The following is a 24728-nucleotide window of genomic DNA, read 5'->3' as shown; positions in this document are numbered from 1 at the left end:
TCCACGCCGGCATCCGGCGACCGGTCGGGAACGCGAATGATCGGGGATGTCGCCCGCGTCCTATTTTGGCGCCGAGGCGGCTTCCATATCGACTCGAACGCCCAAGTCCTGCAACAGCGTGCCCTTGACCGCCAGGAACTCGTAGGCGGCAAGGATCTGGTCGTATTCCCGCGACGCCAGTTCGGTGCGGGCGAGGAAAAGCTCGTTGCCGGAATCGAGAAGCTCGATCAGCGTGCGCTGGCCCAGCCGGAACTGTTCGCCGTAGGCGGTGGTGACTTCCTGGGCGGTCGCCACGCGGTCGCGCAGCAGGGCCACCTGGTCGCGGGTCACCTGATAGTCGTTGAGCGCGACGTCGAGTTCACGGCGGATCTGGCGGTCGATTTCATGGATCTTGTACATCGCCTCGCTGGCGCGTTCGAGCGCGCGGCGCACCGACGCCTGATCGGACCCGCCCTTGTAGAAGTTCCAGGACAGCTTGACCAATGCGGTCGAATCGGTTTCATGCCCGCTGGTGCCGTCCACGCCGTCGCGCCGCTCGTGAGCGAATTCGAGGTCGAGGTTGGGCAGGAAGGCGCTGCGTTCGGCCTCGGCGGTGAACTTGCTGGCTTTTTCCTCCTCGATCGAGGAAAGCAGCGTCGGGTTGTTCTTCATCGCCTCGGCGATGGCGGCATCCACCGTTGCCGGCGGCGCCGATTGCGGGAACGGGCGATCCTGGAGGTTGCCCGGCATCTGGCCGATGGCCTCGACATAGGCGCTGATCGAATTCTTGAGGTTGCCTTCGGCCCGTCGGCGCTGCGACTGGGCGTTGAACAGGCGGGTCTTGACCTGGGCGACGCGGGATTCCGAGCCGCCGCCGGTGCGGGCGGCTTCCGAGACGTCCCCCAGAATCCGGTTGTGCAGATCGATGTTGGCGCCGGCGAACTCGATCAGCTGGCGGTCGCGCGCGACATCGAGATAGGCCTTGATGGCGCGCTGGGCGATCCGTGTCGCCGCCGCCTGGACCTCGAACTGCGCGGCCTCGGCCGTCGCCCGCGAGGACTCGGCGCGATTGGTCGTTCCCTGGCCGTCGTAAAGCATTTGGGTGAGCGCCAGGCGCTGCTTGTTGCGCCACAGGTTCTGGTCGACCGACGAGCCGACCGGCCGGTGGGCGCGCTGATAGCCGGTATCGGCCGAGAGATCGAGCGAGGGCAGGAACTCGCCCTCGATCTCCTTGACGCCTTCGCCGGCCGCCCGGTATCCGGCGCGGGTGGAGGCCACCAGCGGGTGGGTGCGCACGGCCATGTCGACCGCCTCACGCAATTCCTGCGCCTGCGCGGAACGCCAGCCGTCAGCCCCGGCGAACGCGAGCAGGCCGACCACCACGCCGGCCAGCACGGGGTATCCCCAGCGGCCGACTCGGCAACCAGAAACCGGGGCGTGCGCGGTGCGCATCGCCTCGCTACCGACTTCAGCGAACGGAATCACGAGTTTCCCCCTCAACAGCTCCAACCCTCGATACCTTATACTCAAGCGAGAAAAAACAAGAGGCCCAACCCCTCGCCTTGTCTCTTTTTGCGCCCCCTTCCCGTGAGGCGAATGCCGCGCGGCAAAATCAACGGTTGAATCCCCCCGCGACGGCCGCACCTAGACTAATACAATTATTGAGGAAATCAAGCGCCAGCATCGCAGCCCGCGGTGCGCAGGCCCCTTCCGGACGGCCTGTTTTATGGCGGCGCGCCGCGTTTTACGGCCGCAAAACGGCGGCACGCCTCAAATTTGGTTAAAATTCAATTAAAAATCTCGCGACGGCATTGCTATCGGGAGCCTACCTTAAGTAAACTGGGGGGGTGGGAGCACAGCCATTCCGACATAGTCATTCGGGACGCGACGCCAAAAGTATGGAAAGACCATACAACCATAAGGGTAAATTTCTGAAAAAGTTATGTCGCCTCCAGATTGGGGGCTGGGAATCAGGAAGGCTGCATCCCTTATAGTATTACGGGAAGCATAATCGGTGCCCGCTCGGGGGAGCATATGGGCCTGAGGCCGGGAGTTCCGGCGCCGATGGGGATAGGGACATCGCGGACATGCCAGAACTGCGAATCGAACGCGCGTCGGGCGAGGTGATCGAGCTCGAGCTCACTCCGGGCGCCAAGGTCCCGGCCATCCAGGCCGGCGACAAGGTCCGGATCGTCACCCAGGCGGGCCAGCAGGTCCATGCCGAAGTGCGCGGCAACGACGTCGTCGTCACGACCAGCGGCGGCGCCGGCCAGGCCGGCCAGCCCATTGTCTTCCAGAACATGGCGCTCTACCTGGGCGACGATCAGACCGCGCTCGCGGTGGTCGACGCCCAGACCGGCGAGACCACGGTGGTCGCCGATGTGGCCGACCTCGCCGACCTCGGCGCGGCCGTGCCGTTGCAGGTGGCCTCGGGCGACGCCCCGCCTGCTCCGCCATCCTCCGGCGGAAGCTCCAGCCCATTCCAGAACTCCCAGGCCATCGACCAGCCGGCCGAGGGTGGCTTCGAAGATCCGCTGCAAGCCATCCTGGAGCGCCCGGAAGTGGGCGCCGGCGAACCGGGCCGCGGCGGCTCGGGCGGTATCGACGCCGATCCCAATCCCTTTCCCAATCCCGATCCCATCGTCACCCCCATCGTCATCACGCTGAACGGCAACGTCGTCGACGGCTACATCGTCGGCGCCACGGTGTTCGCCGACGCCAACGGCAACGGCGTGCAGGACACCGGCGAGGCCTTCGCGACCACGGGCGCCAACGGCGCCTTCACGCTGACCGGCGGCAGCGGCCAGTTGGTCATGACCGGCGGCATCGACGTGTCGACCGGCGAGTTCTTCAAGGGCACGCTCACCGCACCCGCCGGCTCGACGGTGGTCACCCCGCTGACCACCCTGATCCAGTCGCTGGTGGAAAGCGGCCAGACGGTGGCCGCCGCCGAATCGGCGGTCAAGTCGGCGTTCGGGCTGGCCAGCGACCTTGATCTCACGACCTTCGATCCGGTGAAGGGCGTCGAGGACGGCGTCACCGGCGCCGGCGATGCGCTGGCGGCGGCCATCCAGATCCAGAACACCGTTGTGCAGGCGGCATCGGTCCTGCAAGGCGCCGGCGGCTCTTCCGTCGCCCTGGGAACGGCGACCGACGCCGTGTACGCCCAGTTGGCGTCGGCGCTGACCACCACCCCCGGCAGCTCGCCGATTGACAGCGCGGCCGAGATCCAGTCCATCATCACCTCGGCGGCGAACGCCTCCTCGCTGGGGCTCAGCGCCACCGCCAAGACCCAGGTCTCCAACGCGGCGGCCGACGCCTCGACGATCATCCATGACATCGTCGCCGCCGTCGACGCGCTGGGAAGCAGCGGTACCACGCTGCTGACCGACCTGGCGCAAATCGCCTACGTCTCGCAGAACGGGTCGGCCGAGGCCCTCTACGACGCCCTCAACGCGGTCCAGGGGACCGCCAACAACGCCAATCTCACCACCGCCACGAGCGACTACTCGGCCGCCGGCGCGCTGAATACGGCCATCTCCAACGCCGCTTCCGAGATCGGCACGGTCGGTACCGCCAGCGACGCCGGCACCGCCGGCGACGACGTCATCACCGGGACGGCCGGCAACGACACCTTCGACGGCGGCGCCGGCAACGACACCATCAGCGGCGGCGGCGGCAACGACATGCTGATCGGCGGCGCGGGGAACGACGTCCTTTCCGGCGACGCCGGCAACGACACCCTGATCGGTGGCGCCGGCACCAATACGCTGAACGGCGGCGCCGGCATCGACACCGCCAAGTTCAGCGGCAACTTCGCCGACTTCACGATCACGGCGACCGGCGGCGGCACCGACGTCACCCTCACCATCGCCGGCGGCGGCAACAGCGATTCGGCGAAGACCGTCGAAATCCTCAAGTTCAACGATCTCACCGTGCGCATCGCCGGCGGCGGCAGCGACTACACCACCCTGACGGCCGCCATCGACGCGGCGACGGCCGGCGAGCGCATCCTGCTGACCGGCAGCACCACCTTCCCCTCCGGCACGCTGACCCTTTCCAAGAAGGTCAGCCTGCAGGCGGCGGGAAGCGATCCGGCCGTCACCATCGCCAGCGACGGCGCGCTGGTCGTCAACGGCGCCTTGATGTCGACCGTCAACGCCCTCGACATTTCCGGCATTCCCGGCACCACGGCGGTGCGCTTCACCGACCTCGGCAGCATCGCCAGCATCACCACCGCCTCGGGCCAGACCGTGACGCTGGCGGCGGCCGATCTCGACGGGCTCGCCGTTACCGGCGCCGGCACGGTCTCGGTTGCCGGCGGTACCGTGCCGGACGGCGACGACCTCAGCGGCATTTCCAGCAGCATCGCCGTGCCTTCCGGGACTCTCACTCTGTCCGCGGCGCAGGCCGACGGCCTGACCATCTCGGGCGCCGGCGCCGTCGCCGTCACCGCGCTGGGCAGCGCCCAGGTGGACCTTTCGGACATCACGGTGACGGGCGCCAAGACCGCCGCCGTGCCGACCACGGCGACCCTGGCGGCCGGTACCGATCTCGGCGATTTTGCCGTCACCGTTGCCGCCAACCAGACTCTGACTCTGTCCGCCGCGCAGGCCAGCGGCACCGCCATCGGCGGCGCCGGCGCCGTCGACGTCAGCGCGATCACCGCCACGACCGACCTTTCCGGCGTCACCGCGACCGGCGACCTCACCGTCACGGTGACGGCCACCGTCGACGTCAGCGCCAACGCCAACCTGGGCGCCGTCGACGTCTACGAAGTGACCGGCGCGCTGACCCTGCTGGCGGCGCAGGCCAGCGGCCTCGCCATCGCCGGCACCGGCGCCGTCACCGTCACCGGGCTTACGGCCGCCACCGACCTTTCGGACGTCACCACGACCGGCACCGTCACCGCGACGGTGACCGTCGACCTCGACGTTTCCGCCAACGCTAACCTGCTGCCCGTCGACACCTTCACGGTGGGCGTGGGCAAGACGCTCACCCTCACCGCCGCCCAGGCCAGCGACGCCACCATCACCGGCGGCGCCGTGGTGATCGCCGGCGACGTCGCGGCCAGCGCCGATCTCACCGACATCGCCTCGGCCGTCAGCTTCGACGGCGGCTCCATCGCGGTGGCCACCGGGGCCACCCTCACCCTTACCGTCGCCCAGGCGGCGGGCGCCACCATCACCAGCACCGGCGCCGGCACCGGCCGCGTGCTGCTCGACGGCGATGCCGCCGCCAGCGCCGACCTCACGGGCATCACGGCCACGCTCGACTTCACCGGCAATGCCGTCGCCGTAGCGGCCGGCCAGACCCTGACGCTGACCGCCGCCCAGGCCGGCGACACCGCCATCACCGGGGCCGGCACCGTCGCGCTTTCCGGCAATGCCGCGGGGGCCGACCTCAGCGCCATCACGGCGGACATCACGGTTCCCGCCAGCGCCACGCTGACGCTCACCACGGTTCAGTTGGCCGACCTCGACGGCGGCGCCATCCCCATCGGCGGCACCGGCACGGTGGCCCTCTCCGGCAACGCGACGTCCCTGGGCTCCCTCAGCACTTACGTGACGGCCGACCTGACGGTGCCGAACGGCGCCGAAGCCACCGACCTGACCCTGACGGCGGCGCAGGCCAACGGCCTGACGCTTACCGGCGCCGGCACCGTCGCCATCACCGGCCTCGGCTCGGGCGCCGTCGATCTGTCGGGCATTACGGCCCCGGCAACCGTTACAGCTACCGGCAACGCCATCCTCGACAGCGGCACCGACTTGGGTACCGCAACCCTTATCATCGCGGCCGGCCAGACGGTGTCGATGACGGCGGCGCAGGCCAGCGGTTTGACCATCAGCGGCGACGGCACATTGGTTATTACCTCCGGTACGCTGGACGACGCGGCGGACTTCGCAAACTGGAGCGTCGCGTCGATTGACCTGACCGATGCCACGCTCGACCTGCCCAGCGATGCCCTGAATCTGCCCAACACCTCGGAATTCCATCTGACCTATGCTCAGGTCGATGCGCTGACCGGCGGCATCACGGGTACCGCCGAGGCTAACACCCTCATTGTCGACGTAAGCGGCGCTTTTGGCGGAGGTGTGACCACCGCCACGATTGACGTGAAGATCTCGTCGCTGGGCGGTGGCAACGACCACGTCGTGTTCGACTTCGGGGCGAACGCTGGCAATACCCTCATTTTGGCCGACGGCAGCACAGTCGCCCTCGACGGCGGCAATGATACGCTGGAGGCCAGCAACGGCACCGTCGACATTTCGCGCGCGACCATTTCCGGCGTCGAGAACGTCGAGGTGAACTCCACTATCGCCATGTCGGCTAGCCAGTTCCTCGAACTCGGTGACGACTTGGCGGCCTTGGAGGGGGCTGGCGAGATCGTCATCACTCTCGACGCCGCCTTCTTCGCCAACAGCGTTGACGACACCCTTTCCCTGACAGAACTGACTTTCGAACCGGGTGGCAGCACTCCGCCGACAGTGCGCATCCTTGCCGATGGCTATACCGTCGGTAGCACCGTCGGCAACGTCGTCACGCTGGTCCACGACACGGAACCTGATCTGACGATCAATCTGCCAACGGCCGGCCCGGGCGAAACGGCGGTCATCGTGCTGCTCGGAGCGGATGACAGCGCTCCCCTTGGCGGTTTCGGCGCCGACCGGGTCGTTTACCAGCCAGAAACCACCGTTTTCAACGGGACCCAGTTCGCAGCACTTGCTGCTGCGGTCACCAATCCCGATACAGCTCCCGACGGCGTTATCGGCACGTTCGAGGCAGACGACGTCGTGACCATCCGGTTCGGCGGCAACATCTTGCTTGGTGCCGACATTGATCTGTCGACGGTCACGACCGGGGGTGACGAATCGGTTTGCGATGTCGACATCGAGTACGGCGCTTATTCGATCGATACCAGTGGCCATATCCTGACGCTGACCGCCGCTCAGGCCAATGGCGGTACCATCATCGGTACCGGGACTGTCGCGATTACCGACTTGGCGGATGCGCTGGATAATGGTCTGACGGATCTCAACCTGTCTGGCATCACGGCGGCCAGCGTAACGATCCAAGTTGCTACCGGGGAAAACCTGGATCTTACCGATCTGTCGGCCGTGGATCTCGGCAACGTCAGCCTCACCGTTGCCGCAGGCGCCACCCTTACCCTGACGGCCGCCCAGGCCGACGGTATGACCATCACCGGCACGGGTTCGGTGGAGATCACCGACCTCGGCACCGCCGCGGTCGATCTTTCCGGCATCGCCGGGACGCTGACCGCGAGCGCCACGGTTTCCGGCGCGTTCGCGCTCGACAGCCTCACCGATCTCGGGTCCGTCGACCTCGTCCTTGACGAGGGCGCCAACGTCAGCCTCAGCCGCGCCCAACTCGACGGGCGCGACGTCACCCTGGCGGACGGCGCCACCTCGGCGACGCTCACCTTCGGCGGCGACGCTTCGGCGATGACCTTCGGGGCCATCGACGCCGGCATCGCCTTCGCGGTTCCCGCCGGGCGCACGCTCACCCTGTCCGAAGCCCAGGCCGACGGCCGCGCCGTCGGCGGCGCCGGCAACCTTTACGTTGCCGGGCTGGCGGGCGACACCGACCTTTCCGGCGTCACCACCACCGGCACGCTGACCGCCACGGTCACGGGTACCGTCGACATCACCCTCAACACCGATCTCGACGCCGTCGATGCCTATCAGGTCGCCAGCACCGGCACGCTGACGCTTGGCGCCGCGCAGGCGGCCGGGCTGCCGATCACCGGCGCCGGCGCGGTCACCGTCGCCGGGCTGGCCGGCGACGCCCTCGACGTGAATCTTTCGACCATCGCGGTCACCGGCGCCAAGACCGCCCTGCTGGCGGACGATGCCACGCTGGCCGCCGGCGCCAACCTCGGCGGCTTCACCGTCGACACCGCCGCGCATACCCTGACCCTCAGCGCCGCGCAGGCCAGCGGCAAGACCATCGGCGGCACCGGTTCCGTCGTCGTCACCGACCTCGCCGCCGCCACGGCCGACCTTTCGGGCATCGCCGCCTCGGCCAGCGCCGCCGTCGCGGGCACCGTTACGCTTGCCGCCGGCACCATCCTGGGCGACGTCGCGGTCACGGTGACCGGCGCGCTGACCCTCGCCGCGACGCAGGCGGATGGCGCCACCATCGGCGGCGCCGGCGCGGTCACCGTCATCGGGCTTGCCGCCGCCACCGACCTTTCCGCCGTCGATCCCGCCGGCATCCTGACGGCGACAGTGACCGGCAGCGTCGACATTTCCGCCAACGCCAACCTCGACACGGTCGAGGCGTTCCAGGTCGCCACCGGCCAGACTCTCACTCTCACCGCCGCCCTGGCCTCCGGCACCCCGATCACCGGCGCCGGCGCCGTCGCCGTCACCGGCCTCGGCAGCGCGGCCGTCGACCTTTCCAAGGTCACGGTCACCGGCGGCCGCAGCATCGCCGTAACCGCCGACACCACGCTCCACGCCGACACCAACCTCGGCACCTTCGGCCTGGCGGTGGACGGCGGCCATGTCCTGACCCTGTCGGCGGCCCAGGCCGCCGGCCACGCGATTTCCGGCGCCGGCGGCGTCACCGTCACCGGCCTTGGCGCCACCGCGGTCGATCTTTCGACCGTCACGGCGACCGGCGCCCTCGAGGCGCACGTGGGCGGCTCGACGACCCTGGCTTCCGGCACCAAGCTCGGCGGCTTCGACATCGTTGTCGATGCCGGCACGCTGACCCTGACGGCGGCGCAGGCCAACGGCCTGGATATCAGCGGCGCCGGCGCCGTCACCGTCACCAACCTCGGCCTGACGGCGGTCGACCTTTCCGGGGTCGCCGTCGACGGCGCCAAGACCTTGCAGGTCGGCAGCTCGCTGACGCTGGCCGCCGGCACCGACCTCGGCGATTTCGACGTCACCGTCACTGGGGCGACGTTCACCCTGTCCGCGGCGCAGGCCGATACCCTGATCGTCACCGGCAACGGGGCCGTCATCGTTACCGGCCTCGGCGCCGCCGAGGTCGATCTTTCCGCCATCGCGGTGACCGGGACCAAGACCGTCCAGGTGACGGCGACGGCCGTGCTCGACGCCGGCACCGACCTCGGCGCCTTCGCCGTCACCGTCGCCTCCGGCCAGACTCTGACTCTGTCCGCCGGCCAGGCCGACGGCACCGCCATCGCGGGCGCCGGCAACGTCACCGTCGCCGGCCTGACCGCCGCGACGGTTCTGACGGGCGTCACGGCGGCCGGCACCGTCACCGCCACGGTGACGGCCAGCATCAATATCACGGCCGCCAACTTCGACGTCGTCGACGAATTCCAGGTCGCCTCCGGGCAGACCCTGACGCTGACCGCCGCCCAGGGCGACGGCCAGATCATCACCGGCGCCGGCAACGTCACCCTTACCGGGCTGGGCGAGACGGCGGTCGATTTGAGCGCGATCACCGCCACCGGCACGCTGACCGCGGCCATCGTCGGCGATATTACGCTCGCCGCCGCCACCGATCTCGGCCACGTCACCCTCACCGTCGCGGCCGGCAATACGCTGACGCTGACCGCCGCGCAGGCCGACGGCGTGACCATCACCGGCAACGGCGCCGTCGTCATCACCGGCGACAGCGTGGAAGGCATCGACCTCAGCGGCATCGACCCGGCGCTCGCCGTTACGCTGCCGCCGACCGACGAGATCCTGACTCTAGATGGTCCGAAGGAACTGACGGTTGCCGAGGCGATGGCTTATGACGAAATCACTGGCACCGGCACGCTGGTCCTCACCGGCAATGCGGAGGCGAGCTTCGACAGCCTGCTGTCCAAGATCACCGGCGACATAGACTTCGCCGTACAGGACGGCGGGATGCTGTACCTGACAGCCGAGCAGGCAAACGGCCGGGAAATCGGCGGCGGCGGCACGCTGGTCGTGACCGGCGCCTTCGAGGGCGAGGCCGACTTCTCGGGCATCACGTCCAGCCTGGATCTCAGCGGCGCCACGCTCGCGGGCGGCCTCTCGCTGCCCGCCGACGTCGAGGCCGGCAAGACCCTGACCCTGACCGCCGAGCAGGCCGACGGCCAGACCGTCGTCGGCGACGGCGCCGTGGCGATCACCGGCGAGGTGACCGGATCGGTCGATCTTACCGCCATCGCCACCACCCTGGAATTCGCGGAAGTCACCTTGACCGTCGCCGCCGGCGCCGAACTGAAGATGACCGCCGAGCAGGTCGACGGCGCCAACATCGACGTCGATCCCGATGCGACGCTTGTCGTCGACGTGGCGTTCGATGAGCTGGATTCGGACAACGAGGCGTTGCCGGTCTATGACCTCGCCGGCGTCACGGTCGGCGGCCACAATATTCTGAGCGACCTCGTCGATGTCTGGAATCATGTCGAAATCGCGTCCGGCAGCGACGCCGACAAGTTCAAGCTGTTCTGGACGAACCAGGACGCCGCCTATTACGCATCCGCTCCGCTCGGCCAGAATGCAGACGTCAACAGGGCGGGCGTCGAACTCGCCAACCTCTATGTCGACTATCTCGACGGAGCCGACAATGTCCTCGGCACCGCCGACGACAACCCGCCGATCCTCGACGTCGTGCAAACCAAGATCCTGGTGGGGGGCGAGGGCACTCCCGCCTTCGATTCCCGCCAGCAGAGCCTGCACGAGAACCTGCTCAACAACCTCAGCGACGCGGCGATCAACAGCCGGTTCCTCAACAAGGTGCCGCCGCTGGAAGACCCGCGCAGTCCCGAGGCCCAGGAATTCGGCGACCGGCCGGCCCTCCCCGGCTATCTGGAAGACGGCGTCTATCCGGACCTGACCGCGTCCGCCGTCATCGCCTGGGACATCGCCCACGGCATCGCCTATCCCGACACCCTGCCGGGGCCCTACGCCGGGCTGAACGGCGACAATACGCTGACCGGCACGGCCGCCGACAATTACCTCTACGGCGGTGGCGGCAACGATGTGATCGACGGCGGCGCCGGCACCGACACGGTGGCCTACAACGGCGAGCGCGGCGGCTTCGACCTTTCCTATGACAGCGAGGCCGGAACCTGGATCGTCGACGGCGACGAGGGAACCGATACGCTGGCCAACGTCGAAAAGATCGTCTTCGGCGACGGCTCGACGCTGGCCTTCAACGCCACCCTTGCCAACGGCTTCAACGTCGGTACCGGCAACGCCAGCACCGGCTTTGTCATCGATACCAACCCGGACGGCATCGAGGTTGGCCTGAAGGCCAAGGAAGCCTATCTGGGCAACGACCTGTCGCCTGACATGGGCTCCTACCACGCCGAGGCCGGGGCCGGCCAGCAAAGCGCCGTGCCCGGCAACATCGACCCGCTGCGCGCCAAGTGGAACATCGAGTACAGCATCGATCTGACCGACAGCGGCAAGACCATCGGTGATTTCGACGTCAAGCTGGCCCTCGACACGAATCCGGCGTCGGGTGAAGGCACTCCCTTCGTCCTCGATTTCAACGCCATCCCGGGCTACACCCCGGAACAGCAGGATGCGGTCTCCGACCTGACCGTCCTGCAGGATTCGCAGAACCTCGGCTTCGACTTCTGGGATGATTTCTTCAGCGGTTTCGGCTTCGACCCGCGCATGCCGGGCGAATACCGGTTCACCCTGACCGTCGCCGATCCCGTTTCCGGCGAACTGGTCGGCGAGACGACGATCGTGGTCGACGTCCAGCCGGGCGCCATCGTCGACGGGTCGCGTGAGGAGGAGGACGACGGCGAGGCGGACGCCCACGGCGTGGCGCAATACGCCACCCTCCAGGCGGCCATCGCCGCCGCCGCGGCCGGCGACGTGATCGTGGCGAACGACGCCGATGCGGAGACCCTGATTCTCGACAAGGCGCTGACCCTGCTTACTGGCAGTGAACCCGGCGAGTACGACTATGCCGGCATCGTCTACGATGACGACGGCGTGCTTCGCATCGACATGTCGGCGTTGCCGGCGGATACGCTGGATCTTTCGGGCCTGAATCCCACCGTCGCCCTCGAAGTGGCCGGACTCGGTGAAGACAACACCCTGATTCTGTCCGCGGCGCAGGCCGACGGCCTGACGGTCGATGGCGACGGCACCGTCGTGGTGACCGGCACGGTCGAAGACGGCGATTTCTCGGCCATCACGGCCAACCTCGATCTCAGCGGCGCTACCCTGACCGGCGACTTCATTCTGAATGAAGAGGTTGGCGCGGAAAGGACTCTGACCCTGACAGCTGCGCAGGCGAGCGGCCAGAACATTGGTGGCGAGGGTACGGTGACGATTGCCGGCGATGTCGCAGGAATCGTCAACCTTACCGGAATTGCTGCCTCCCTAACCTTCGGGGAGGCTCCTCTGAATATTGGGGACGGGGCCCAACTGACCCTGACAGCCGAGCAGGCAAACGGCCGGGAAATCGGCGGCGACGGCACGCTGGTCGTGACCGGCACCTTCGAGGACGACGCCGACTTCTCGGGCATCGCGTCCAGCCTGGATCTCAGCGGCGCCACGCTCGCGGGCGGCTTCTCGCTGCCCGACGAGGTCGAGGCCGGCAAGACCCTGACCCTGACCGCCGAGCAGGCGCATGAGCAGAGCGTCGGCGGCGACGGCACGGTCATCATCGGCGGCACCTTCGCCGACGGGTTCGACAACGAGGTGGTCCTGGACGAGGACGGCGGCTGGATCGTCGACCGCAGCGAGCCGGCGGGGTTCGAGGTCGACGACACGACCTTCGAGGGCAACCCGGTCCTCAAGCAGGGCATCAGCGAGGACGACAAGACTTCGCAGGCGTTCTACCAGACGCAGGGCCGCCAGTTCGATCTTCTCGACGGCGCCACCGAGATGTCGGTCGATCTCTACATCCCGTCGAACTGGTCGCCGAGCGAAGACGGCAGCTTCCGCTGGGCCGGTTTCTGGGGCGTGGCGACCGACGCCGCCGGAGAGATCGTCAACTATCCGATCATCGAGTTCTCGACGCTGAATGGCGTGGCCACCTTCCGGGCCTGGGAAAGCGACAGCGGCTGGCACGACTTCGGTCTGCCTTCCGACTTCGCCTACGATCAGTTCTACACCCTGACCGTCACGTTGCAGGCCGACGGCACCTTCCTCTATCAGGTCGGCGACGCCACCTACACCTCGGGCGTCTACGACGCGGTCGAGATCGATAAGGTCATCCTGCAGGGCTACAACCAGGTGCCCGACGACCCGGACGCGGGCCGCACCTACGACATCTACTGGGACAACCTCGAAGCCGGCCCGGCCGTCTATGTCGGCGAGGACACCGACCTTTCGGGCATCGAGGGCACGCTCGAGTTCGCCGACGACACCGTCTTCGTGGCCGAGGGCGCGACGCTGACGCTGACCGCCGAGCAGGCCGACGGCCAGACGGTCGTCGGCGACGGCACCGTGGCGATCACCGGCGACGTCACCGGATCGGTCGATCTCACCGGCATCGCCGCCACCCTGGAGTTCGCGGAAAGCCCCCTCGTCGTCGCCGCCGACGCCGAACTGAAGATGACCGCCGAGCAGGTCGACGGCGCCAGCATCGACGTCGATCCCGATGCGACGCTTGTCGTCGACGTGGCGTTCGACGCGCTGAGCACGGAAAATCAGGCGCTTCCGAACATCGACATTTCCAACATCACGGTCGATGGCAGCAACAGCCCCGAGGCGGTCTGGGACGTCGTCGATGTCACCGGCACCGAGGCCGACAAGTTCAAGCTGTTCTGGATCAGCCTGGACCAGAAGTACTACGCCACGAGCCCGCTTGGCAGCGACGTCGGCATCAACCAGGCCTTCGCCGAACTGGGCAACCTCTACGTCGCCTATCTGGAAGCGGGCGGGGCCCCCATCCTCGACGTTGTGCAGACCAAGACCGGCACCCCGAACTACGCCGGACGCCAGCAGTCGCTCCACGACAACATTCTCGGCAACCTGCAGGACGGCGTGATCGTCGGCCGCTTCGGCAGCGACCCGGCGAATGATCCACGCAGCGAGGCGGCCAAGGTATTCGGCAGCCGTCCCTATTTCGAAGGGACCGTCAATGCCTCGACCGGCCTCTACAGCAACGCCGCCGCGCTGGCCGCCGTCATCGGCTGGGATCTGGCGCACGGCTATGACTACACCGCCGATCTGGATGGGCCTTACGCGGTTCTGGACGAGGCCAACGCCTTCACCGGCACCGGTGTCGACAACTATTACTACGGCGGCGACGGGGCCGACACGCTCGTCGGTGCCGGCGGGACCGACACGCTCTACGGCGGCGACGGCGACGATACGCTGACCGGCGGCACCGGCGCCGATGTCCTGGACGGCGGTGCCGGCCTTGACACGGCGAGCTATGCCGACTCGGCGGAGGGCGTGACCGTGGACCTCGGCAGCACCGCCGCGCAGTCCGGCGGCGACGCCTTGGGCGACACCCTTTCCGGCATCGAGAACGTCACCGGTTCGGGGCTGGCCGACACGCTGACCGGCGATGCCGGCGACAACGTGCTGACCGGCGGCGCCGGCGACGACACGCTTTCGGGCGGGGCCGGCAACGACACGCTGCTCGGCGGCGACGGCGACGATACGCTGACCGGCGGGGCCGGCGACGACACCATCGACGGCGGGGCGGGCGACGACACGGCGGTTTACGAGACGGCGCTTACCACCAGCGATGTCAGCTACGACGCCGGCAGCGGCCAGTGGACGGTTTCGGCCGGCACCGAGGGCACCGACCACGTTTCGGCGGTCGAGGCCATCCAGCATGGCGGCGAGGGCCGCATCCTGCTGGTCGGCGGCAACAGCCACTACGCCACCATCCAGTCGGCCATCGACGCGGCGGCCGAGGGCGACACCATCCTGATCGCGCCCGGCACCTATGCCGAAAACCTCGCCATCGCGACGGATGGGATCAAACTCGTCGGCTCGGAAGGCACCGTCATCGCCGGCACCATCACCGGCACGCCGCCGGTGAGCGGCGACCTCGACGTCTGGCTGGAAACGGCGACCGGCTATTCCGGCACCGACGGCATCACGATTGCGGCGGACAACGTCACCCTCGAGGGGCTGACCCTCACCGGCTTCAAGAACGCCATCGTGCTCGGCACCACCGACGGCACGACGATTGCCGACGTCGACATCACCCAGTCGATCACCGGCATCACCAACGGCTATCCGACGATGAACGGCGTCGGCCCGACGATCACCAACCTCACCATCGAGGGCGGCTCGATCACCCACGGCTACCAGGGCATCACGATCAACGCCAGCAAGCAGGACGCCGATGGCGACGGTGACGGTACCACCTTCGTGGGCACCGGCGCGTTCGAGGACGTCACGATTTCCGGCCTCACCTTCGAGCACCTGAACGAGAAGGGCGTCTACCTGGAGCAGGCGCAGGATCTGCTGATCACCGGCGTCGAGATGACCGACGTCGGCGAATACGGCCGCAACACGCCCTTCGGCGGCAACGGCGTCTATGGCAACGGCATCGAGCTCAACGTCAAGTACGGCGACTACAGCAACATCACCATCACCGACTTCACGCTGACCGACGTCGGCCACAGCTATGGGGCCGACACCACGTCCGATCCGACCGGCGCCGCCATCGCCATCAAGGCGCGCGACGACGGCACGAACTATGGCAATCCGGCGGCGACGCTGACCGGCGTGACGATCAGTGACGGCACCATCGACGGCACCTACAACGGCATCAAGTTCACCGATGCCGGCGCCTCCGACGTGACCATCGAGGACGTGGCGGTCACCGACTACGGCAACGCGCCCTACTTCAACGCCTCGCCCATCGCGGTCACCCTGGTTATGACCGACGGCGCCGATACGTTCGACGGCGCGGCCTCCTCGCAGGCGGGATCGGCCGGCTTCATTATCGAGAGCGGCGCCGGCAACGACACCGTCACCGGCGGCGCCGGCACCGACACCCTCATCGGCGGCACCGGCGACGACACGCTGGACGGCGGCGACGCCGACGACGTCGCCAGTTTCGACGGCGATTGGGCGGGCTATGCCGTCACCGCCAACGAAAACGGCACCATCACCGTTACCGACACCGACGCGGCCAACGGCGACGAGGGGACCGACACGCTTTCCAACGTCGAGGTCCTGAAGTTCGCCGACGGCTTCCATGTGCTGCCCGGCATGTCGATCCAGGCGGCCATCGATGCGGCTTCCGACGGCGACACCATCTATGTCGCGGCCGGCACCTACGACCTCTCGGAAACCATCGTCATCGACAAGTCGATCACGCTTTTGGGCGCCCAGGCCGACGTCGATCCGCGCACGGCGGCGGGCCTGCGCACGGCGGGCGGCGCCGGGGAAAGCATCATCGACGGCGGCGGCACGCTGGCCAACCTCATCGTCATCGCCGCCGACGGCGTGACGGTCAGCGGCTTCGAGGTGCGCAACGGCACCGGCGACCTGATCCGTTCCAACGAGACGACGGACCTGATCGAGGACCCGGTCGTCAGCTACAACATCGTCCACGGCTCCACCGGCGACGAGGGCGTCCAGCTCAAGTCCACCGACGGCGCCAGGGTCGAGTTCAACGTCGTCTACGACACCGAGGGCGACGGCATCAACCTGTCTGGCAACGAGGAAACCCATTCGGTCGACGGCACCATCGCCAACAACGAGGTCCACGACCTCGGCTCGCCCGACGCCGGCATCTACGTTTATAACGCCGAAGGGACGACGATTTCCGGCAACCTCGTTTACAACATCGAGGCCAACGACGGCATCAAGGTCGGCGACAAGGGCGGCAGCGATGCCGCCACCACCGGCGCCACGGTGACCGGCAACACCGTCCACGACACCGCCCAGGACGGCATCACCGTCTACATGAGCGACGTCGTCGTCAGCGACAACGACGTGTCCGGCAGCAACAGCGAGAACGGCGCCATCTACGTTTCCTACAACGTCACCGGCGTCGACATCACCGGCAACACCATCCACGACAACGGCGCCGACGGCGACGGGCGCGACACCTATGCGATCCGCATCGGCAAGGACGGCTACGAGCCCTCCGACGTCACCATCGAGGGCAACACCTTCGACGACAACGAAGCGCAGGTGTTCGACAACAGCGGCGACATCGACCTCGCGGCCGTGCTGCTCAACAACACGTTCGTCGACGGCGAAGGCGCGCTTGTCGTCGGCGGCAACGTCATCTGGTCGAGCTACGAAGATGCCGTCGCCAACGCGGCGCCGGGCGCCGATATCGTGGTGGCCAGCGACTATGGCGTCACCAAATACGACGCCCAGATCGCCCACGCGGCGCCGGAAGTGGGCGGCGGCACCGACGGCTTCCACCCGGGCAGCGGCAATTCCGACATCAACTTCACCGTCACCGACAACCCGACCGCTGGCATCGAAGCGGCGTTGCGCGCCAAGCTGCGCTACAACGGCGATCTCGATCCCGACGGCAGCACGTATTACGCCGAGACCGGCATCACCACCAGTTCCGGCGGCGTGGTCGGCGCGTTGTGGAACCTCGACTACAGCGTCATTTCCTACGGCGAAGACGCGACCATCGCCGACTACGACGTCAAGATTACGGTGGAATTCGTCGGCCTTGACGGTACCCGCACGACGGTCCTCGCCGACTTCGACGTGAACGATTTCGAAGATAGGGTGAACGAGGACTACTACGACGGCACGGCCAACGGGACCAGCGGTCTCCAGAACTCGCAGAACCTGAAATGGCTGGCCGCCGACGGGGCGTTCGATCCCGATGCCGCGGGCACCTACGAATTGACGCTGACGGTCACCGACATCGCCTCCGGCGACGTCGTCGCCGAGACCCAGACGGCGGTCAAGACCGCCGACATCATCGTCGCCAACACGGCCGATCCCGACCACGACGTCAACCACGACTCGATCAGCGCCGCGGTGGCGGATGCCGAGGTGGGCGACGTCATCCTGGTGAAGGGCGGCTTCGCCACGACCGAAACCACGCTGACGCTCGACAAGGCCGTCACCATCATGGGGGCCGACGCCACCCTCGCCACCGAGGCTGCCGTCTATGTCGACGCCGACGGCGTGCTGCAAATCGACATGAGCAAGCTGCCGGCCTCCTACACTTCGGTCGACCTGTCCGGCCTGGGCGCCGACGCCGACGTGGCGTTCGTCAACCTCGGCAACCTGACGCAGATCACCACCGCCGAAGGCCAGGACATCACGCTGGACGCCACCCAGATCGACGTCATCTCGCAGGCCAACGGCACGCTGACCATCGTCGGCGACGGCGCCGTCGACGTCATCAACGCCGGGCTCACCCTGCCTGCCGACGGCGCGGCCGCCAGCGTCGAGAACCTGCTGGGCCTGGAATTCGCCGGCCTCGAGAAGTCGCTGATCCCCGACAATTTGACGGTGGACGGCAGCCACACGGACGCCTTTGCCGCCTTCTGGATCCAGCTTGACCAGCTCTACGTCGGTTCGGGCGACTACTACAACGTGGCGATCAACACCTCGTTCGTCTCTCTCGGCAACGACTATGCCGCCTATCTGCAAGCCGGCGGCCAGGCGCTGCTCGACATCGTCAAGGTGCCGAGTGGCCGCGCTCAGTCGCTGCACGACAACCTGCTCGGCAACCTCGGCGACGGGGCGATCGCCGGCCGGTTCGGCACCGATCCCGAAGATGATCCGCGCACGGAAGCGGGCGAGGATTTCGGCACGCGGCCCTATTTCGACGGCAAGGTCGACGCCGACGGCGAATACACCGCGATCAAGGTTTCCGCCGTCATCGGCTGGGACGTCGCCCACGATGTGACCTATCCCGACACCCTGCCCGATCCCTACGCCGTACTGGATGATGCCAACACCCTCAACGGCACCGCCGGCACCGACTACTTCTTCGGCGGCGGCGGCGACGATACGATCACCGGCGGCGCCGGCACCGATACCGCCAGCTTCCAGGGCGAACGCGCGGACTACACCATCGCCGACGACGGCGCCGGCCACCTGACGGTGACCGACATCAACGCCGCCGACGGCAACGCCGGGGTCGACACCGTCAGCGGCGTCGAAACGCTGGCCTTCGCCGACGGCGGCCGGGTGCTGATCGTCGGCGCCGACAGCGCCTACGCCACCATCCAGGCGGCCATCGACGCGGCCTCCGACGGCGACACCATTTTCGTCGCGGCGGGGACCTATCAGGAACAGCTGACCATCGACGGCAAGGACATCACGATCCAAGGCGCCGGGCAGGGCCAGACCATCCTGCTGTCGCCCGATGTGGCCGACCTCTTGATCAACATCGTCGATACCGCGCGCAACGTTTCCAGCCACGCGATCATCGGCATCACCAACGACGCCAATGTGACGATCACCGGGCTGACCGTCGACGGCAACGCCCAGGGCGCCGTCTCGACGGGACAGTTTGTCGGCATCTATGCGCTGAATTCCGACCTCGACGTCAACGACGTGCACGTCACCGAGGTGGACGAGATCGCCGGCGCCACGGCGTCCGGCAACCAGCGCAACCATTCCATCGTGGCCAACAGCCACGCCGGGGCCGAAGGGCACACGCTGACGGTGGAAAACTCGCTGATCGACAACTTCCAGAAGTCGGCCATTTTCGCCGCCGGCCCGACCCTCACCGTTGATATCCACGACAACGAGATCATCGGCGCCGGCCCGGGCGTCCAGGCCCAGAACGGCATCCAGATCGGCAGCGCCGGCAACCAGGCCGGCACCGACGGTACGATCGCCAACAATATCATCTCCGGCCTTGGCGTCACCGGTCCGGTGTCGAACGGCCTGGGCAGCGCCGTGCTCGCCTACAACGCGGGCTCCGAGGTGGCGGTCAACGGCAACACCATCACTGGCACCGACCTTCCCAGCTACGGCGTGGTCTTCATCAATACCGACTCGCCGGTCGCCAACGGCAACGAAATCTCCTCCACCATGTACGCGCTGGTGCAGGACGGAACCTTCACCACGCCGCTAAGCCATCAGGATAATGTCTATACCGACAACGACACCAACGTTGCCTTGGTGGCAAACGGCAGCGGCGCCGTGACCTTCAGCGGGTCGGAAGGCGTCGACGAGTTGTGGGGCGGGGCGGGCGACGATACCCTCATCGGCGGCGCGGGCGCCGATATCCTCGACGGCGGCGACGGCAACGACACCGCGAGCTACGCCGGCTCGGCGGAGGGCGTGACGGTTGATCTCGGCCTGTCGACCGCGCAGGTGAGCTCTGGCGACGCCAGTGGCGACACCCTCTCCGACATCGAAAACCTGGTCGGCTCCGCGCATAACGACACGTTGACCGGCGGCGCCGGCGCCAACATGCTGACCGGCGGCGCCGGCAACGACACGCTGGACGGCGGCGCGGGTGCCGATGTGGCCGGCTTCTCCGGCGCGTTCGGCGACTACACTATCGCGCTCAACGATAGCGACGGCACCTTCACGGTGACCGGCACCGACGGCACAGACACGCTCACCGGCGTGGAGGCGCTGTCCTTCGCTGGCTCGACCGGCAAGGTCCTGCTGGTCGGCGGCTCGGGCTACACCACCATCCAGGCCGCCATCGACGCGGCTTCCGCCGGCGACACCATCTTCATTGGCGCCGGCACCTACACGCTGACTGCCACGCTCAACGTCAACAAGGACGTCACCCTTTTGGGCGAGAGCGAGGACGGCGTCATTATCGACGCCAACGCTGTCTCCGGTTACGGCATCCTGCTCACCGCCAGCGGCGCCACGCTGTCGGACTTCACCCTGAACGGCCCCGCAACCGCCGGCGCCAGCAGCTACGGCCTCAAGGTGTCGCCGAACGGCACCGCCGACGCCATCAGCGACATCACCCTCCAGAACCTGACGGTCGCGGAATCGTACAAGACGCAGATCGACCTCAACGGCGTCCACGACTCCACACTGTCGAACATCACGGTCGACGGCACCGGCACGGCCTCCGGCAACGGTCTCACGCTGACCGACAGCAGCAACATCATCGTCAACGACCTCGAGACGATCGCCAATCCGTGGGGCGGCGTCGCCATCTATACCGACGGCACTTACTACGCCGGCGGTTCGGACGGCATCACTTTCACCGGCAGCTTCTCGGCCACGGAGTCGGCGGCCACCAACGGGGCGTCGCCGATCTATATCCAGTTGACCGGCAACGTCTACGAGGTCACCAACCTGACCCTGCCGGACGGCTACGGCTACGCCGTCACCAACAGCGAGTTCCGCCCCGAGGGCGGCGAGTTCACCTTCTTCTTCGATAGCCAAACGGATGCGACGGCGTTTGGCGACTTGCTCGAAGCGACCGCTGGCACGTCACTCGTCAGCGGCCCCGGGATCGATACCCTCACCGGCGACGACAGCGCCGATTATCTGTTCGGGGCGGCCGGAGACGATACGCTCATCGGCAACGCCGGCGATGACCGCCTGAGCGGCGGCACCGGCGACGACACCCTCAATGGTGGCGACGGCACCGCCGATTCCGCCGTCTTTGCCGGCGACCGGGCGGACTACACCCTGGGCCTCGACGCCGACGGCCACGTCACGGTCACCGACACCAACACCACGAACGGCAACGACGGCACCGACACGCTGATCGACGTCGAAACCCTGAAATTCGCCGACGGCTCGACGACCCTGCTGATCGTCAACTCGGCCGATCCGTCGGCCTACGCCACCATCCAGGACGCCATCAACGCGGCCGGCGAGGGCGACACCATCGTCGTCGCCCCGGGCACGGGCCCCTACGCGCCGTTCGCGACCTCCTTCGGCGGCCCGGCGAACCTCACCATCATCGCTCCCGAGGGGGCGACGATTGATGGCAGCAGTGTTCCCTCGAATGGTCGCATCCTCGATCTACGGGCGGATGGGACCGTGTTGGAGGGCTTCACTATCGAGGGACCGGGGGCCGATGCCGGCGTTTCTGTCGGCATCTCCATCTCCGGCCAGAATGTTACGGTCGAACACAACACCATCAGCGACGTGCTGACCGGCATCCAGACGACGACGCAGTACGCGGCGGGTAACGCCACCATCACCGGGAACACGGTCACCGCCGAATACGGCATCAGCCTGCAGAACACCGGCAACACGGTCAGTTGGAACATCGTTACCGCGGAGGACGAAGGGCTTGGCGTCAAGGCCGGCGCCAACTCCCTTGACCACAACACCTTCACCATCGACGCTGGCGGGGACGCGCTTGGCCTCTATGCCGGCGCCGTGGTCACGACCCTCGCCACCTCCTTCAACACGGTGAAGGTCGGTGTCGGCACCGATCTCAAGGACGCGGTGGATCTGGCCGGCACGGACGGAACGGTCGACCTCGCGGCCGGCATCTACGAGCAGGTGGTCACCCTCGACAAGGCCGGGCTGACGCTCACCAGCAGCGCCGACGCGGTCCTCACCGTCAACGGCACTACCCGCATCGATGCGGTCACCATCAACGCCGACGACGTGACGGTCAGCGGCCTCACCATCCAGGGGCCGGTGCCCGATGGCGTCTCCTATCTCACCTACGCTTGGGGATCGGAAATCACCCGCGGCATCGTGGTACGCAATGGCGCCGACGACTTCACGATCACCGACAACGTCATCCAGGACGTCCGCAACGGCATCCTGATCGACGGCCGCAACGCCAACAGCACCGTCACCGACAACACCATCGACAACACCAAGAGCGGCATCTCGATTCAGTACACCGACGGCGCCGGCATCGCGATTTCCGGCAATGTCGAGGGGACCTACGGCAACGAGTGGGGCCTGAACATCCACCTCAACGGCCACATGGTGGATGGCGCGATCGTGTCCAACGCGACGCCGATCTCGGCCGCCCCGACGGCGGACTGGCAGCAGGCTCTCCTCAACAACAGCGACGCCAACGACGATTGGTCGGTCCAGGACCAGGCCTACACCTCGGCCAACCGCACCCACGTGACGGTGGATGACACCGGCTCGACGACCAGTCAGGGCAGCGCGCTGACGCCGGTCACCCTTCAGGTCGGCCTCGACGCGGTGGTTGCCGGCGGCGAGGTTCACGTGAACGCCGGCGATTACAGCGGCGAAGACGGCGTGGTCCATACCCAAGGGCTCACCGTCACCGGCGATGCCGGAGCCAACGGTGTCACCCTCACGCTTGCCGACGGCATCACCGGCGTCACGCTGCTTGGCGAGGCCGATGTCTCGGTCACCGGCAATGCCTTGGCCAACACCCTCACCGGCGGCGCCGGCGACGACGTCCTGGTCGGCGGCGGCGGGGACGACACGCTGGCCGGCGGCGACGGCAGCGACACCGCCGTGTTCTCCGGCGACAGCGCGGATTACGGCACCGACGCCCTGACGGTCACCAACGGCGTCGTCTCCGGCACCCTCGTCAACGCCACCGACGGCACCGACACGCTTTCCAACGTCGAGGTCCTGAAGTTCGCCGACGGCTTCCGCGTGCTGGACGGCATGTCGATCCAGGCGGCCATCGACGCCGCCCAACCCGGCGACACCATCGTCGTCGAGGCCGGCACCTACGACGAGCAGTTGCTGGTCAACAAGGCCAACCTGACGATCACCGGCCTGGACGGTGCGAAGATCGAGGTTACCCTGCCGGAGACGACAGTGTTCGCCGACCGTACCGTCGCCTTCACCGTCGCCGCCAACGGCGTCGCCATCTCGGGCTTCGAAGTCGTCGGACCACTGAGCGCCGCCTTCACCGACCTCGATTTTGCGACCCAGGGCTACATCTACGGCGTCTTCGTCAACAAGAACGTCCAGGATCTGACGCTGAGCGACAACACCATCTATGACGTCCGCACCGGCGTGACCTTCGAAGGGAACAACACGGCCGACGTTTCCGGCAACGACATCTACAACACCCGGGGTGCCTTCCTCATCCGCTCCGACGGCATCGATCTGGACGACAATTCCTTCGGCACCGTCGGCAACGAATGGGACGTCACCTATCTGGCCGGCACCCAGGACGGCGCCTACTTCATCTCGCCGTTCGAGAGCACGACGGACTACGGCCAGGAGATGATGGAACTGTCGGCGGCCAACAACGACATGACCATCGTCGACCGCCGCTACGGCATGAACGGCGACATCACCAACCAGTACGCTGTCGGCACCGAAGAACACGATCTGGCGTCCGATTTCGCCAATCGCTCCCATGTCGAGGTCCTGGCCGGTGCCGACAACACGCTCGGCCCCACCACCGGGGAGCCGGTGACCCGTGGCAACGGGCTTGGCCATCCGCGGGTTCCGCTGGACTCGCTGCAGGACGGCGTCGACGCGGTTGTCGCCGGCGGTCACGTCCACGTGCAGGCCGGCGACTACAGCGCCGAGGACGTGGTGATCCGCTCCGAAGGGATCACCATCGACGGCGACGCCTTGGCCACCGGCATCAACGTTGAACTCGGCGCCGGCATCGCGAACGTTACACTACTGGGTGCCGCCGACTTCACGGCTACCGGCAACGCGTTGGACAACATCCTCTCCGGCGGCGATGGCGACGACATCTTCATCGGCGGCGACGGCAACGACACCTTCACCGGCGGCGCCGGGGACGATGTCTTCGCCTTCATGGCCGATGACAGCGGCATCGACACCGTTACCGACTTCGAAGAGGGCGACAGCCTCGATTTCAGCGACATCCTGAGTGACGCGCATGAGCTGATCTTCGAGAACGACGGGGCCGGCAACGCGCAGATCTCGTATCAGGGCGAGGTCCTCGCCATCGTCCAGGACACCGCGCGGGACTCGCTCACGGTGGACGACAGCGGCAACGTGGTGCTGGCCGACTCCGCCGTCTAA

At 67.3% G+C, this 24728-nt stretch carries 2 protein-coding genes; one reads left to right on the top strand and one right to left on the bottom strand.

The annotated features are described in order from the left end of the window. Positions 1-60: 60 nt before the first annotated feature. Positions 61-1464 (bottom strand): TolC family outer membrane protein, encoded by a 1404-nt coding sequence (locus ODR01_RS01365; RefSeq protein WP_316975795.1) that lies wholly within the window; start codon positions 1462-1464, stop codon positions 61-63. A 602-nt stretch (positions 1465-2066) separates the two neighbouring features. Between ODR01_RS01365 and ODR01_RS01360 the strand changes: the two genes are divergently transcribed. Then, positions 2067-24728 carry a right-handed parallel beta-helix repeat-containing protein gene (locus ODR01_RS01360; protein WP_316975794.1) on the top strand — a complete coding sequence of 7554 codons (22662 nt, stop codon included), beginning with the start codon at positions 2067-2069 and terminating at the stop codon, positions 24726-24728.

Origin of the sequence: Shumkonia mesophila, assembly GCF_026163695.1 — a bacterium.
Classification (GTDB): domain Bacteria; phylum Pseudomonadota; class Alphaproteobacteria; order Rhodospirillales; family Shumkoniaceae; genus Shumkonia; species Shumkonia mesophila.
This window is presented reverse-complemented; position numbering and strand designations above follow the sequence as displayed.

Bases quoted from the DNA above. Each gene is read 5' to 3' on its own strand.
- ODR01_RS01360 (WP_316975794.1), top strand. From the start codon at position 2,067: ATGCCAGAACTGCGAATCGAACGCGCGTCGGGCGAGGTGATCGAGCTC.